Here is a 14,115-nt window from a genome sequence, read left to right as displayed (position 1 = left end):
CGCCTGTCATGCGCGGCCCTTGCGCTTTCAGGACTGCCGCGTCGCGCGCGCGTCCACGTTCTGCCAGCCCAGCTCGGCCGATACCGCATCGGCGCAGCGCTTGATGTCCGCGACCAGGGGGCTGTTCCAGCGCGCGTCGAACACGCCGGCCGCGCCGATCGCGGTGATCACCAGCACCACGTTGCCATTGGAATCGAACACCGGCGCGCTCAGGCCGTTGATGCCGGGGATGGGGTCGCCCACGGCGCGCGCGACGCCGCGCTGGCGCACCTCGCGCAGCGACTGCTCGAACTTCTCGGTATGGCTCAGCGTGGGCACCGCGCCCAGCCGCAGGAAGTCCTCGTGCAGCAGGCTTTCGATCTTCTTGGGCGGCAGCAGCGCCGCGAACACCTTGCCGGTGGCGGTGTTGGTCAGCGACATGACCGTGCCGGTGCGCATGTTCACGTGGATCGGGTAGTTGGATTCGTGCAGGTGCACGATGACCGGCCCCAGGTTGCCCAGCACCGCGATGGCGATGGTCTGTCCGGTGCGTTCGGCCAGCTCGCGCGTCATGGGCACGGCGATCTTGATGGGGTCGAGCCGGTGCAGCGCCGCCAGGCCCAGCTGCAAGGCCAGCGGCCCCAGCTCGTAGTGGCCGGAGGCGGGATCCTGGCGCACCAGGCCCAGCGTGCCATAGCTGACCAGATAGGCGTGGGCGTTGGCGCCGGACATGCCGGCGGCCTTGGCCAGCGCGCCCAGCGGCAAGGAAGAGGAATGCTCCAGCAAGGCCAGCAGCAGCTTGCCGCCGACTTCGATGGACTGGATGCCGCGGCGCCGGGGCGCGGCGGCCTGTGCGCCCGCGGGCGCCTGGCGTTTGCCGGAAGAGGTGTGGGCTACCATTTTGCTTTGTCGAACTCAGTTGTCTATGTTGGTAGTTTCGCTAATAGCGAACAGTATTGACATTATCGAACCGTCTGTCTACAGTCGCAACCATAACAAGGCCCGTCCGTTTCGAGCGGATGCGGGCCAGCCCCGGCGGGGCGATAAGTGGGTATGGAGACAACGTGGAAGATACTCGGCAATACGACTGCGACGTGCTGGTCGTGGGATCGGGCGCGTCCGGCATGGCCTCGGCCATCACCGCGGCCAGCGCCGGTTTGAAGGTCCTGATCATCGAAAAGGAGCCGCGCTTTGGCGGCTCCACCGCCCGCTCCGGCGGCTGGCTCTGGATACCCGGCACCGCGCTGGCGCGCGTGCAGGGCATCCATGAAACGCCCGACGAGGCCCGCGCCTACTTGCGTCACGAGGCTGGCGACAGCTACAACGGCGAGCGCGTCGACGCCTTCCTGGCGCACGGCCCCGAAGCGGTGGACTTCTTCACCGCCAATACCGACGTGCAGTTCGACATGCCGCTGGTGTTCCCCGACTATCACGCGGAAGCCGCCGGCGGAAAGCAGGGCGGGCGCTCGATGGTGGCGCGTCCCTACGACGGCCGCAAGCTGGGCACTCACGTCAAGGACCTGGCGCCCGCGCTGCCCGAGCTGACCGTGTTCGGCATGATGCTGGGCTCGGGCAAGGAAATCGTGCACTTCATGCGCGCCACGCGCTCGCTGGCCTCGGCCTGGTACGTGGCCAAGCGCCTGTCGCGCCATTTCCTGGACGTGCTCAAGCATGGCCGGGGCATGACGCTGACCAATGGCAATGCGCTGGCGGGCCGGCTGGCGGCCAGCGCATTCAAGCTGGGCATACCGCTGTGGCTGAACGCGCCGGCCAAGTCGCTGATCATCGAGGACGGCGTGGTGAAAGGCGCGGTGGTGCAGCGCGACGGCGCATCGGTGCGCGTGCGCGCCGCGCGCGCCGTGGTGTTGGCGGCGGGCGGCTTTCCCTACGATATCGAACGGCGCAAGCAGCTCTACGCCCACGCGCCCACCGGCGTCGAGCACTACTCGCCGTCGCCCATGGGCAATACCGGCGACGGCCTGCGCCTGGCCGAGAGCGCGGGCGGCAGCGTGAACACCGGTCTGCCCAATGCAGCGGCCTGGGTGCCGGTGTCGGTGGTCACGCGCAAGGACGGCAGCCCCGGCTACATGCCGCACTTCATCGACCGCGCCAAGCCCGGCGTCATCGCCGTCACGCGCAACGGCCGCCGTTTCACCAACGAGGGCGCCTCGTATCACGACTTCGTGCAGGACATGGTGCGCGCCTGCCAGGACGGCGGCGAGATCTGCGCCTGGCTGGTCTGCGACCACAAGACGCTGCGCAAGTACGGCCTGGGCAGCGCCGCGCCGTTCCCGATGCCGATCAAGCGTTATCTGCAGACCGGCTACCTGCTGCGCGGATCCAGCGTTGCCGAGCTGGCGCAACGCGCCGGCATCGATGCCGGCAGCCTGCGCCAGACGGTAGAGGCCTTCAACGCCGAAGCGCGGCTGGGCCGCGATCCGCTCCACGGCAAGGGCAGCAAGGCCTACAACCGCTACCAGGGCGACGCGCTGCACGGCCCCAATCCCTGCGTGGCGCCCATCGAACAGGGACCGTACTACGCGATCAAGGTCATGATCGGCGATATCGGCACCTTCGCCGGCCTGAAGGTCGACGCCGAGGGCCGCGTGACCGATGCCGGCGGCGCAGCCATCGACGGCCTGTACGCGGTGGGCAACGACGCCTGCAGCATCATGGGCGGCAACTATCCCGGCGCGGGCATCACGCTGGGTCCGGCGCTGACCTTCGGCTATATCGCCGGCCGCAGCATCGCCGGCCAGCTGGCGACCCGCAAGCCCACGCGCGCCGCGCAAGCCGAGGCCCAGGCATGAGCCGGGCCGCCAGGCGCGCGACGCACGCGCCCCGCATTCGCTGACGCGACGGAGAAACACATGGACAAGGAAGGACTGCTGCAAGGCAAGCTGGCGCTGGTGACCGGCGCCGGGCAGGGCAACGGCCGCGCCCTGGCGCTGGGGCTGGCCGCCGCCGGCGCGCGCGTGATGGCGGCGGACCTGCGCGCGGACAGCGCGCGCGACACCGCCGACGCCATCATCGCCGCGGGCGGACAGGCCTGGAGCCTGGCGCTGGACGTGACCGACGCCGAGGCCTGCGCGGCCGCCGCCGCCGGCGTGCAGCTGCACGCCGGGCCGATCGATGTGCTGGTCAACAACGCCGGCATCCTGATCCGCGAAGGCCTGGACAGCCCGCGCGCGGCCGAGAACTGGCGCCGCGTGCTGGACGTGAACCTGAACGGCAGCTTCAACATGATCCACGCCTTCCTGGGCGCGCTGCGCGCCACGCGCGGCGTGATCATCAACGTAGGTTCGATCGCCTCGTTCGCGGGCGTGGGCGCGGCGCTGGGCTATTCGCCATCCAAGGGCGGCGTGAAGATGCTGACGCAATCGCTGGCGCGCGACCTGGCCGCCGACGGTATCCGCGTGAATGCCATCGCGCCGGGCGTGATCGAGACGCCGATGACGGCGTCCACGCGCGAGGACCCGGCCAAGCTGGCCAGCTTCATGCAACGCATTCCGCTGGGCCGCGTGGGGCAGCCCGAAGACCTGGTCGGCCCCGCGGTATTCCTGGCTTCGTCCATGGCGCGCTACGTGACCGGCGTGTCGCTGCCGGTGGACGGCGGCTTCCTGGCGGTCTAGCCGCACGCCCGGCCACGCCGGGCCGCAATCCTTCATCGACACGCAGCACCTTCCATAAAAAACACAGGAGACAACGATGAACACCAAGGGGATCCTCTCCCGTCTTTCCAGAACGGCGGCGTGCATCGCGCTGGCCGCGGGCGCGCAGCAGGCGCTGGCCCAGGACATCAAGATCGGCTTCAACGGCGACCTGTCGGCCTCGCCTTCGGCGCAGAGCGGCCAGGCCGCGGTGCTGGGACTGAAGACCGCCATCGAGGACATCAACGCCGCCGGCGGCCTGCTCGGCCGCAAGGTGGTGCTGGTGGTGCGCGACGACCTGTCGCAGCCGCCCAAGTCGATCCAGAACATGACGGACCTCATCGACAATGAAAAAGTCGTGGCCGTGTTCGGACCGACCAACTCGGGCAACGCGCTGGCCTGGAAGCACATTCCCAACCAGAAGAAGGTGCCGGTGATGGGCGCCATCGGGTCGGGCACCGACATCACCAAGCCCATGCGTGCCGGCGCCGACAACTACATGTTCCGCGTCGGCATGGTCGACCGCGAACAGGTCGAGGGCGTGATCGATTACCTGAAGCGCAATCCCAAGGTCAAGAACGTGGGCTTCATGATCGAGACCACCGGCTACGGCCAGAGCGCGCTCAAGGACCTGGAGGAAGTGGGCGCGGCGCAGGGCGTGAAGGCCGTGGCGGTGGAAAAGTTCGGCGTGGCCGACACCGACATGACCTCGCAGCTGAACAAGCTGAAATCGGCCGGCGTGGACACGGTGGTGATCTGGGCGCAGAGCACGCCCATCGCCCACGTGTTCCGCAGCATGGAGAAGATCAACTGGTTCCCGCTGACGCTGACGTCCTGGGCCGCCGACAACATCGCGTTCTACGACACCGCCGGCAAGACGCTGTCGGAAAAACCGTTCTTCCTGCGCACCATCACCGACAACCGTTCGCCGGCGCAGCAGAAGCTGTACGACCGCGTCTCGGGCCAGATGACCTCGCCCACCGCCTTCGGCTTCCTGGCGCACGCCTATGACGGCATGCACCTGATGGCCATGGCGGTCAAGCAGGCCGGCTCCACTGATGGCGACAAGCTGCGCCAGGCGCTGGAAAACCTGCAGGGCACCTATGACGGCGCCATGAAGACCTACACCAAGCCGTTCTCGCCGACGGGGCACGACGCGCTGCTGGTGGGCGACTACAAGTGGGCGCACTGGCAGGACGGCAAGCTGGTTCCGTACGCGGACGACGTGACGCGCGCCGGCGCCAAGTAAGCGCGGGGCCGGGAAAGAAGAGGGGGCCATCATGATGGCGACGTTGTTGCAGGCGCTCGTCAGCGGGCTCGCCGTGGGAGGCGCGTATGCGCTGGTGGCGCTGGGATTCAGCATCACCTTCACCACGACGCGCACGCTGAATTTCGGGCATGGGGAGTTCGTGTCCGTGGGCGCGTTCGTCGGCGTGGGGGCCTTGTTCCTGCTGGCCGGCAAGCCGGCCACCACGGCTGCTTTCACGGGGCTGGACCTGACCGGCTGGCAGTATCTGCTGGCCGCCGTCGCGGCGGCGCTGGCGATGGGATTGCTGGGCGTGCTGCTGTACGTGTTCGGCGTGCGGCCCTTCGCCGCGCGGCCGGGCATGGCCTGGGTCATGAGCACGCTGGGTTTCGGCATCCTGCTGCAAAGCGCAGCCTTCGCCGTGTGGGGGCCGGCGCCCGTGACGGTGCCGGCGCCGTTTGGCGACGAGGTGATCCGCGTGTTCGGCGCGGGCGTGCGCACGCAGGAACTGCTGCTGCTGGCCGTGGCCGTCATCGTGATGCTGGCGTTCGACCGCGTCATGAACGGCAGCATGCTGGGCCGTGCGATGCGCGCCGTCGCCGCCAATCCGGCGGTGGCCAACCTGATGGGCATCAACGTCAACGCGGTGATGATCGGCGCCTTCTTCGCCAGCTCGGCGCTGGCGGGGCTGGCCGGCTTCCTGGTGGCGCCGATCACCTCGGCCTCGATTTTCATGGGGCTGGCGATCGGCCTGAAGGGCTTTTCCGGTGCCATGATCGGCGGCCTGACCAATCCGCGCGGCTGCGTGCTGGGCGGCTTCGTGCTGGGCCTGCTGGAATCCTATGTGAACCTGTGGCAGTCGCAGTGGCGCGAGGTGGCGATCTTCGCGCTGGTGATCCTGGTGCTGGCCGTGCGTCCCACGGGCCTCTTCGGCAAGCGCCTGGTGGAGAAGGTATGACGCGGCGCGGACAAACCCTGACCACGCTCGTGGTGGCGGCGGCGCTGGCCGCCTGCGCGGCGCTGGTGGACAACGACTACTACCTGCGCATCCTGTTCATGTCCTGCGTGTACTACCTGTGCGCGGCCGGCGTGAACGTGCTGGTGGGCTACGCCGGGCAGAAGTCGCTGGGGCAGGCGGGCCTGTTCGCCGCCGGCGCCTACACCGCGGCGCTGCTGACCTCGCGCTGGCAGGTGGATCCCTGGCTGGCGCTGGCGGCCGCGCCCGTGGTCGCGGGCGTGTTCGGCGTGCTGATCGCGTTGCCGTCGCTGCGGGTCAAGGGACCCTACCTGGCGATGGTGACGCTGGCCTTCGGCATCGTGATGGAGAAGATCGTCACCGAATGGGTGGACGTGTTCGGCGGCCCGTCGGGCCTGTTCGGCATCCTGCCGCCGACCTGGAACGGCAATCCGCTCAGCAACCAGCAATGGGTGTGGTTCGCGCTGATCCTGTGCGTGGCCACGCAGCTGCTGCTGGCCAACGTGCTGCAAGGACGCTTCGGCCGCGCGCTGCTGTCGGTGCAGGCCGACGAGATCGCCTCGTCGTCGGTGGGCGTGCGGGTCTATCGCGCCAAGGTCATCGCCTTCGTGGTGGCGGCCGTGACCTGCGGCATCGCCGGCGCGCTGGTGGCGCAGCAGAACCAGTACATCAATTCCGATTTCATCAGCTTCAACCTGTCCATCTTCATCCTGCTGCTGGTGCTGTTCGGCGGCGCGGGCTCGAAGGCCGGACCGGCGGTCGGCGCCATCGTGCTGACCGTGGTGGACGCGCTGCTGGCGCGCTGGCCGTCCGTGCAGCATTTCTTCTACGGCGCGTTGCTGCTGTTCGCGTTGTACGTGATGCCGGGCGGGGTGATGGGCCTGTTCGCGCGCCGTCCGCGCCGTGTCGACGAGGAGGATGCGCAACAGGGCGCCGCGCCGCCGCCCGCCGCGACGGCGACGCAAGACGCCGCCAAGCCGTGCGCGCCGGCGCGGGAGGACCTGCTGCTGGTGGTGGAAAATCTGTGCAAGTCCTATGGCGGCGTGAAGCCGGCGCAGGACATCTCGTTCTGCCTGCGGCGCGGGCACGTGCACGCGCTGATCGGTCCCAACGGCGCCGGCAAAAGCACGCTGATCAACATGCTCAGCGGCGTGGTCCTGCCCGACAGCGGCGTGATCCGCTATCGCGGCGCCGACATCGCCGGCGCGCGGCCGCACGCGATCTGCGCGTTGGGCGTGGGCCGCAGCTTCCAGAACCTGCGCCTGTTCGGCGAGTTGTCGGTGCTGGACAACGTGCTGCTGGGCCGCCACAGCCGCATGACGAACGGCTTCTGGGTTTCGCTGCTGGGCCTGCCCGGCGCGCGCGAGCAGGAACGGTTGGCGCGGGTGCGCGCCCGCGAACTGATCGCCATGGTGGGCCTGTCGCATCTGGCCGACACGCCGGCCGGCAGCCTGCCTTACGGCCTGCAGCGGCGCGTGGAGCTGGCGCGCGCGCTGGCGACCGAGCCCTCGCTGCTGCTGCTGGACGAACCCGCCGCCGGCCTGAATCCGCAGGAAACCGCCGAGCTGGGCGCCTTGTTGGCGCACATCAGCGCGACCTGCGGCATCACGCTGTTGATGGTCGAGCATCACATGGACCTGGTGATGGCGATCTCCGATCATGTGATCGTGCTGGACTACGGCGTCAAGATCGCGGAAGGTAAGCCCGCCGAGGTGCAGGCCGACAAGCGGGTCATCGAAGCTTATCTCGGCGCCGGCATGGCCTGAGGCGGGAACGAAATGCTGAAACTTGAATCCCTGCGCGTGTCCTATGGCGCGATCCAGGCCGTGCGCGACGTATCGCTTGAGATCCGCACGGGCGAGATCGTCACCATCATCGGCGCCAACGGCGCCGGCAAGAGCACGCTGCTCAAGGCCGTGGCCGGACTGGAGCCGGCCCAGGACGGCCGCATTACCTTCATGGACCGCGATATCACGCAGCTGCCCGCGCACCAGCGCGTCGGGCTGGGCCTGGCGCTGTCGCCGGAAGGGCGCGGCGTGTTCGCCGACCAGACCGTCTACGACAATCTGCTGCTGGGCGGCTATGCGCGGCGCAAGGACCGCGACGCCATCGCGGCCGGCGTGGAGCGGGGCTATGCGCTGTTCCCGCGCCTGCGCGAACGGCGCGACCAGCTGGCCGGCACGTTGTCCGGCGGCGAGCAGCAGATGCTGGCGATGGCGCGGGCGCTGATGTGCGAGCCGCGCCTGCTGTGCCTGGACGAGCCCTCGCTGGGGCTGGCGCCGCTGATCGTGCAGGACATCTTCGCGGCCATCCGGCGGTTGCGCGACGACGGGCTGACGATCGTGCTGGTGGAGCAGATGGCGAACCAGGCGTTGGGCGTGGCCGACCGCGCCTATGTGCTGGAGACGGGCCGCGTCACGCTCAGCGGGACCGGCGCGCAGCTGCTGTCCGACCCGAAGGTGCGCGCGGCCTACCTGGGATCGCATTGAGCCCGACGGGCCGCCGCGCTACCATGTCGGCGGCGCCGCGCGGGCGGCGCGCTTCATCCGCAACCCACCCTACGCGCAGGCCGACGCCGTGACGTCCCCAACCCTTGATGCGGGCAATGACCGCGTCGGCTTCATCTATCTGCAACTGCTGTTCGTCATGGCCACGTGGGGCCTGAACATCGTTGCGGTCAAGTACCTGACGCAGTACATGGACGCGCGCATCCTGGCGGCCGTGCGCATCGTCATCGCGCTGCTTGTCGTCACCCTCATCATCAAGGCGCGCGGCGGCCGCATTCCGAAGCTGACGCGCGCGCAGCTGGGCTGGCTGGCGCTGGCGGGATTCCTGGTGGTGTACGCGCACCAGGCGGCGCTGGTGGCGGGGCTGGGCCTGACCTCGGCCGCCAACGGCACGCTGATCATGGCCACCAGCCCCTTGCTGTCGGCGGTGTTGGCCGCGGTGTTCTATCGCGAGCGGCTGACGCCGGCGCGCGTGTGCGGCGCGCTGCTGGGCCTGGCCGGCGTGGCGCTGGTGGTGCTGGGCAGCGGCAAGGCGCTGGGCGCGGCCGGCTGGGGCGATGCCATGGTCTTCCTGGCGGTGGTGGTGTTCGTGTGCGGCGGGCTGGTGATCCAGCGCATGTCGCGCAGCATGGCGCCGCTGGCCATGCTCTGGTACATGTACCTGGCCGGCGGGCTGATGCTGGCCGCGCACGCCGGTACGGCGTCATCGACCTACCGGGCCGAGTCCTGGAGCATGGCGTGGTGGCCGTGGCTGGTGCTGATGTTCTCCGCCGTGGTGGCCTCGGGCATCAGCAACATCCTGTGGAACGGCGGCATCGCGCGGCTGGGCATCAGCCGCGCCTCGCTGTTCCTGAACTGGCTGCCGATATTCGGCCTGCTGTTCGCGGCGCTGTTCCTGGGAGAGAAGGTGGGCGCCACGCACGCGGCCGGGCTGGCCTGCGTGCTGGGCGGTACCTGGCTGGGATTGCGGCGCGGCGCCGGCGAGCCGGGCAAGGCCCGGCCCTGAGCGCGGCTCAGCGCGGACGCGAGAGCAGGCGCGCGGCCTCGATGGCGAAGTAGGTCAGGATGCCGTCGGCGCCGGCGCGCTTGAACGACAGCAGCGCTTCCATCATGACCTTGTCATGGTCCAGCCAGCCATTGGCGGCGGCGGCCTTGATCATCGCGTACTCGCCGCTGACCTGGTAGGCGAAGGTCGGCACGCGGAAGGCGTCCTTGACGCGGCGCAGCACGTCCAGGTACGGCATGCCGGGCTTGACCATGACCATGTCGGCGCCTTCCTGCAGGTCGGACGCCACTTCGCGCAGCGCCTCGTCCAGGTTGGCGGGATCCATCTGGTAGGCCATCTTGTTGGACTTGCCCAGGTTGGTGGCCGAGCCCACGGCATCGCGGAACGGGCCGTAGAACGCGCTGGCGTACTTGGCCGAGTAGGCCATGATCTGCGTGTGGATGTAGCCGTTCGATTCCAGCGCGCGACGCACGGCGCCGATGCGGCCGTCCATCATGTCGCTGGGCGCGACCATGTCCACGCCGGCCGCGGCCTGCGTCAGCGCCTGCTTGACCAGGATCTCGACAGTGGGCTCGTTGACCACATAGCCGTTGGCGTCGATCACGCCGTCCTGGCCGTGGCTGGTGTACGGGTCCAGCGCCACATCGCACAGCACGCCGAGTTCGGGGTAGCGTTCCTTCAGCGCGCGCACCACGCGCGGGATCAGGCCGTCGGGATTGGTGGCCTCGATGCCGTCGGGCGTCTTGAGCGCGGGATCGATGGCGGGGAACAGGGCCAGCACCGGGATGCCCAGCGCCACGCATTCCTCGGCCACCGGCAGCAGCGTGTCCAGCGAGTAGCGCACCACGCCCGGCAGCGAGGGCACGGCCTGCTGCAGCCCTTTGCCTTCGGCCACGAAGACCGGGTAGATCAGATCGTTGACCGTCAGCGCGTTCTCGCGCACCAGGCGGCGGGTGAAGTCGTCGCGGCGCAGGCGACGGGGACGGGAAACCGGGAACTCAGGGGTGATGATCTGCGGGCTCATGGTACGACCTTGGGGGAAATCCAATTCTCGATGTGGGAGGCGGCCTCTTCCAGGCCGATGCGCTCGGTGGCCGAGAAGGGGATGGTGTGCAGCGCGCCGATGTCCGCGAGATCCTTGCGGACCGCGAAGATGGTGCGCATGCGCTGGCCATACGGCAGCTTGTCGGCCTTGGTCAGCAGCGCCAGCACCGGGCGTCCGGTGGGGGCGATGAAATTGGCGAGGCGGCGGTCCAGCTCGGTGACGCCGCGGCGGATGTCGATCAGCAGCACGATGCCGGCCAGCGATTCCCGGTCGCGCAGATAACCGCCCAGGATGTCGGCCCACTTTTCCTTTTCGTTGCGGGCCACCGACGCATAGCCGTAGCCGGGCAGGTCGACCAGGAAGCCGATGTGGCCTTCGGGGTCCAGCGGATCGGGCAGGCCGAACATGTTGATCAGCCGCGTGCGGCCCGGCGTCTTGCTGGAGAAAGCCAGCCGGCGCTGGTTGCACAGCACGTTGATCGCCGTGGATTTACCGGCGTTGGAACGGCCGACGAAGCAGACTTCCGGCGCGCTTGCGGCCGGCAGCTGGTCGAGGCGGGCCGCGGAAGTGAGGAAGGAGGCGCGATGGAGGAGGGACACGGCAGGGCTTTTGGATACGGTTGGTTTCAGCCCCTATTGTATAATCCGGCGTTTGCAACAGTGGTCCCGTGCGCGGAGCCGTCTTTTTTGCCCACTGCCAGCAACGGTTTTCGGCAGGCAAAACTGGCAGAACAGGTTCGTTACGGCTTTCCAGGGTGTGCGGGCAGGCGTGGGCGCCATTTGCGCCTTGATCGTGCGATTGTCGCGAGGTCTTCATGAAGCGTGTGCTGTCCCGGATGTTGGTTGCGAGCGGGCTGTTGCTCGGCGCCTCCGCCTTATCTACCGCCAGTTTCGCCGCCGAGGGCGCGGCCGGTCCGGCCAAACCCGATGCTGCCAAAGGTGGCCAGCTGTTCGACCAGGGAGACGCCTCGCGCGGCATCATTGCCTGTGCCTCCTGTCATGGCGCGGCGGGCAACAGCACCATCCCGGTGAACCCCAACCTGGCCGCGCAACCCCACGAATACCTCGTCAAGCAGCTGACCGACTTCCAGGTCAAGCAGGGTGCCAAGCTGCCCGTGCGCAATGGCGCCGGCGGCAATCCGACCCCCATGACCGCCATGGCGCAGAACCTGACGCCGGCCGACATGCAGAACATCGCGCTGTACCTGGCGCAGCAGCCGCTCAAGCAGCCCGCCACGGCCGGCCAGGAGAAGCTGGTTGATCTGGGTCAAAAGATCTGGCGCGGCGGTTTGCCCGAACGCAACGTGCCGGCCTGCGCGGCATGCCATTCTGCCAATGGCGCCGGACTTCCCGGCCAATACCCCCGTCTGTCGGGCCAGTTCCCGATGTACATCGAAGAGCAGCTCAAGCTGTTCCGCAGCGGCGACCGCGCGAATGACGTGATGCACGCCATCGCCGATCGCATGTCGGACGCCGACATCAAGGCCGTGGCCGACTACGCCGCGGGCCTGCGCTAGCGGACCATCCTGCGCGCGGCTCGTCCGCGTCGTCAACACGGGCGCGAGGAACCAGATCGCCTCGCGCCAGTCTATGAGGGGGGCAGCCGACAGCGCGGTCCCCCTTTTTTCATGAATTCGACCCGTACCCATACCCGTCCCTCCCTGCGCAGCCTGCCCGGTGACTTTTTCGAGTTGCTCGGCTCGATGCGCTTTGCCGTCAGCCTGCTGATGTTCATCTGCGTGGCCAGCGTGGTCGGGACGGTGCTGCAGCAGAACCGCTCGTCCAGCAACTACATCGACCAGTTCGGTCCGTTCTGGTACGAGGTGTTCGACAAGTTCTCGATCTGGCACGTCTACAACAGCTGGTGGTTTCTGCTGATCATGGCTTTCCTGGTGGTGTCGACCACCGTCTGCCTGATCCGCAACGCGCCCAAGATGCTGCGCGATGCGCGCTCGTTCCGCGAGCACGTCCGCGCCAGCAGCCTGCGCGCGTTCCCGCACCGCGTCGAAAGCCAGGAACCCACCGACGTGCCGAGCACGGTGACGGGCCTGAAGACGCTCCTGGGACGCTTCGGCTACGCGGTGCGCGAGCGCCACGACGGTGACGGCGTGCTGCTGGCGGCCAAGAAGGGCAGCGCCAACCGCCTGGGCTATGTGTTCGCCCACGCGGCCATGGTCATCATCTGCATCGGCGGGCTGCTCGACAGCGAATTGCCGGTGCGCCTGCAGGTCATGTTCGGCGGCAAGAAGCCCATCGTCGAGAACATGCTGATCTCCGAGGTGCCCGAGAGCGGCCGGCTGTCGGTCAACAACCCGAGCTTCCGCGCCAGCGTGCTGGTGCCCGAGGACGGCCAGGCCTCCACCGCCGTGGTCATGGTGGGCGACGGCGCGCTGGTGCAGCCCATGCCGTTCACGCTCAAGCTCAAGAAATTCGTCGTCGATTACTACTCCACCGGCATGCCCAGCCGCTTCGCCAGCGAAGTGGTGGTCACCGATCCCGACACCGGCAAGAGCTTCGAGTCCACCATCGAGGTCAACGAGCCGCTGCGCTTCAAGGGCATGACGGTCTACCAGTCCAGCTTCGATGACGGCGGCAGCACGGTGGCGCTCAAGGGCTATCCGCTGGTGGGCGCGGGCGACGCCACGTTCACCGTGGACGGCACCGTGGGCAAGACCACCGAAGTGTCGGCCCAGACCGCGCGCGGTCCGCGCAGCATGGGCGTGGAGATCACCGCGCTGCGCCCGATCAACGTCGAGGACCTGACGCGCGGCGATCCCAAGGGCGGCAACCAGAGCTTCGCTGAGCACGTGGCCTCGGTGGCCGGCAGCGCCGCCGGCAAGAAGAACGAGAACCTGCGCAACGTCGGCCCCAGCGTCGAGTACAAGCTGATCGACGACGCCGGGCAGGCCCACGAATTCCAGAACTACATGCTGCCGGTCGAGCTGGACGGCGCCACGGTGTTCCTGGCCGGCGTGCGCAACAACGCGTCCGAGGCCTTCCGCTACCTGCGCATCCCGGCGGATGACGACAGCTCGGTCGCCGAATTCATGCGCCTGCGCGCCACGCTGGCCGATCCGGCGGCGCGCCAGGAAGCCGCGCGCCGCTTCGCCGAGCGCAACAGCCCGTCGGGCGCCGACCGCCAGCCGCTGCAGACGGCCGCCGAGCGCGCGCTGGAAACCTTCGCCGGCGGCGGCCTGCAGGCCGTGGCCGCGTTCCTGCAAGCCAACACGCCGCCCGCCGACCTGGAGCGCGCCGCCGACGTGGTGATCCGCCTGATCGGCGCCAGCATGAACGAGCTGCGCGCCATCGAGCGCGAGCGCGCCGGCCTGCCGCCGGTGGCGACCTCGGGTCCGGATGGCGAGCGCGCCGCGGTCTGGTCGCGGCTGGCCGTGGCGGCGCTGTCGGACCTGACGGTGTATCCGGCCCCGGTTTTCCTGTCGCTGGCGGACTTCAAGCATGTCCAGGCCAGCGTGTTCCAGGTCAGCCGCACGCCGGGCAAGAGCGCGGTCTACCTGGGCAGCCTGCTGCTGGTGCTGGGCGTGTTCGCGATGTTCTATATTCGTGATCGCCGCATCTGGATCTGGGTCAAGCCGCAGGATGGCGGCAGCGGCATCCTGGCCGCCATGACATCGCAGAAGCGTACACTCGACTTCAACCAGGAGTTCGAGCGGTTCAAAGCGGCGCTGCTGCGCCAGAAAAGGTCCTGA

12 protein-coding genes are annotated in these 14,115 nt (G+C 68.6%); 9 read left to right on the top strand and 3 right to left on the bottom strand.

From position 1 onward, the window contains the following. Positions 1 to 27: 27 nt before the first annotated feature. The gene (locus AC6LJ9_RS18730) at positions 28 to 879 is read right to left on the bottom strand and encodes an IclR family transcriptional regulator (protein WP_249204800.1); all 852 of its coding nucleotides are present in this window, start codon (positions 877 to 879) and stop codon (positions 28 to 30) included. Positions 880 to 1,043: 164 nt separating this feature from the next. On the opposite strand from AC6LJ9_RS18730, the gene AC6LJ9_RS18725 reads away from it, so the two are divergent. From AC6LJ9_RS18725 to AC6LJ9_RS18695, 7 genes are all read left to right on the top strand, one after another. Further along, positions 1,044 to 2,789 carry an FAD-dependent oxidoreductase gene (locus AC6LJ9_RS18725; RefSeq protein WP_498148735.1) on the top strand — a complete coding sequence of 582 codons (1,746 nt, stop codon included), beginning with the start codon at positions 1,044 to 1,046 and terminating at the stop codon, positions 2,787 to 2,789. Between the two features lie 60 nt (positions 2,790 to 2,849). After that, positions 2,850 to 3,611, top strand: coding sequence for an SDR family NAD(P)-dependent oxidoreductase (locus tag AC6LJ9_RS18720; protein WP_498148734.1), 762 nt, complete (start codon positions 2,850 to 2,852; stop codon positions 3,609 to 3,611). A gap of 76 nt (positions 3,612 to 3,687) precedes the next feature. Then, positions 3,688 to 4,878: an ABC transporter substrate-binding protein gene (locus tag AC6LJ9_RS18715; protein WP_498148733.1), complete on the top strand. Its 1,191-nt coding sequence runs from the start codon at positions 3,688 to 3,690 to the stop codon at positions 4,876 to 4,878. Between the two features lie 31 nt (positions 4,879 to 4,909). Continuing rightward, the gene (locus AC6LJ9_RS18710; protein WP_212312772.1) at positions 4,910 to 5,833 is read left to right on the top strand and encodes a branched-chain amino acid ABC transporter permease; all 924 of its coding nucleotides are present in this window, start codon (positions 4,910 to 4,912) and stop codon (positions 5,831 to 5,833) included. Further along, a complete protein-coding gene (locus AC6LJ9_RS18705) occupies positions 5,830 to 7,617 on the top strand; it encodes a branched-chain amino acid ABC transporter ATP-binding protein/permease (protein WP_498148732.1) in 1,788 nt (595 codons plus the stop codon). Before AC6LJ9_RS18710 ends, AC6LJ9_RS18705 begins: the two co-directional genes overlap by 4 nt. A 12-nt stretch (positions 7,618 to 7,629) precedes the next feature. Next, entirely contained in the window at positions 7,630 to 8,340 is a 711-nt protein-coding gene (locus AC6LJ9_RS18700) for an ABC transporter ATP-binding protein (protein ID WP_498148731.1), read from the top strand. 148 nt (positions 8,341 to 8,488) lie between these two features. Beyond that, the gene (locus tag AC6LJ9_RS18695) at positions 8,489 to 9,364 is read left to right on the top strand and encodes a DMT family transporter (protein ID WP_498148736.1); all 876 of its coding nucleotides are present in this window, start codon (positions 8,489 to 8,491) and stop codon (positions 9,362 to 9,364) included. Between the two features lie 7 nt (positions 9,365 to 9,371). Here the strand turns inward: AC6LJ9_RS18695 and hemB are convergent, their stop codons facing one another. Then, positions 9,372 to 10,388, bottom strand: a complete 1,017-nt coding sequence (gene hemB / locus AC6LJ9_RS18690) for a porphobilinogen synthase (RefSeq protein WP_498148730.1) — start codon at positions 10,386 to 10,388, stop codon at positions 9,372 to 9,374. Continuing rightward, complete coding sequence (yihA, locus tag AC6LJ9_RS18685; protein ID WP_103271705.1) at positions 10,385 to 11,008, bottom strand: ribosome biogenesis GTP-binding protein YihA/YsxC; 624 nt, start codon at positions 11,006 to 11,008, stop codon at positions 10,385 to 10,387. Before yihA ends, hemB begins: the two co-directional genes overlap by 4 nt. A gap of 215 nt (positions 11,009 to 11,223) precedes the next feature. Here yihA and AC6LJ9_RS18680 point away from each other — a divergent pair, with 215 nt between their 5' ends. Together AC6LJ9_RS18680 and AC6LJ9_RS18675 are read left to right on the top strand one after the other, a co-directional pair. Further along, positions 11,224 to 11,925, top strand: a complete 702-nt coding sequence (locus tag AC6LJ9_RS18680; protein ID WP_103271704.1) for a c-type cytochrome — start codon at positions 11,224 to 11,226, stop codon at positions 11,923 to 11,925. Between the two features lie 111 nt (positions 11,926 to 12,036). Further along, the gene (locus AC6LJ9_RS18675) at positions 12,037 to 14,115 is read left to right on the top strand and encodes a cytochrome c biogenesis protein ResB (protein ID WP_212312764.1); all 2,079 of its coding nucleotides are present in this window, start codon (positions 12,037 to 12,039) and stop codon (positions 14,113 to 14,115) included.

Source organism: Achromobacter sp. 1011811831 (assembly GCF_059760905.1).
The sequence above is the reverse complement of the archived record's forward strand: the minus strand, read 5'-3'. Positions and strand labels throughout refer to the sequence as shown.

Bases quoted from the DNA above. Each gene is read 5' to 3' on its own strand.
- AC6LJ9_RS18675 (WP_212312764.1), top strand. From the start codon at position 12,037: ATGAATTCGACCCGTACCCATACCCGTCCCTCCCTGCGCAGCCTGCCC.
- AC6LJ9_RS18715 (WP_498148733.1), top strand. From the start codon at position 3,688: ATGAACACCAAGGGGATCCTCTCCCGTCTTTCCAGAACGGCGGCGTGC.
- AC6LJ9_RS18710 (WP_212312772.1), top strand. From the start codon at position 4,910: ATGATGGCGACGTTGTTGCAGGCGCTCGTCAGCGGGCTCGCCGTGGGA.
- hemB (WP_498148730.1), bottom strand. From the start codon at position 10,388: ATGAGCCCGCAGATCATCACCCCTGAGTTCCCGGTTTCCCGTCCCCGT.
- AC6LJ9_RS18705 (WP_498148732.1), top strand. From the start codon at position 5,830: ATGACGCGGCGCGGACAAACCCTGACCACGCTCGTGGTGGCGGCGGCG.
- AC6LJ9_RS18700 (WP_498148731.1), top strand. From the start codon at position 7,630: ATGCTGAAACTTGAATCCCTGCGCGTGTCCTATGGCGCGATCCAGGCC.
- AC6LJ9_RS18720 (WP_498148734.1), top strand. From the start codon at position 2,850: ATGGACAAGGAAGGACTGCTGCAAGGCAAGCTGGCGCTGGTGACCGGC.
- AC6LJ9_RS18680 (WP_103271704.1), top strand. From the start codon at position 11,224: ATGAAGCGTGTGCTGTCCCGGATGTTGGTTGCGAGCGGGCTGTTGCTC.
- AC6LJ9_RS18730 (WP_249204800.1), bottom strand. From the start codon at position 879: ATGGTAGCCCACACCTCTTCCGGCAAACGCCAGGCGCCCGCGGGCGCA.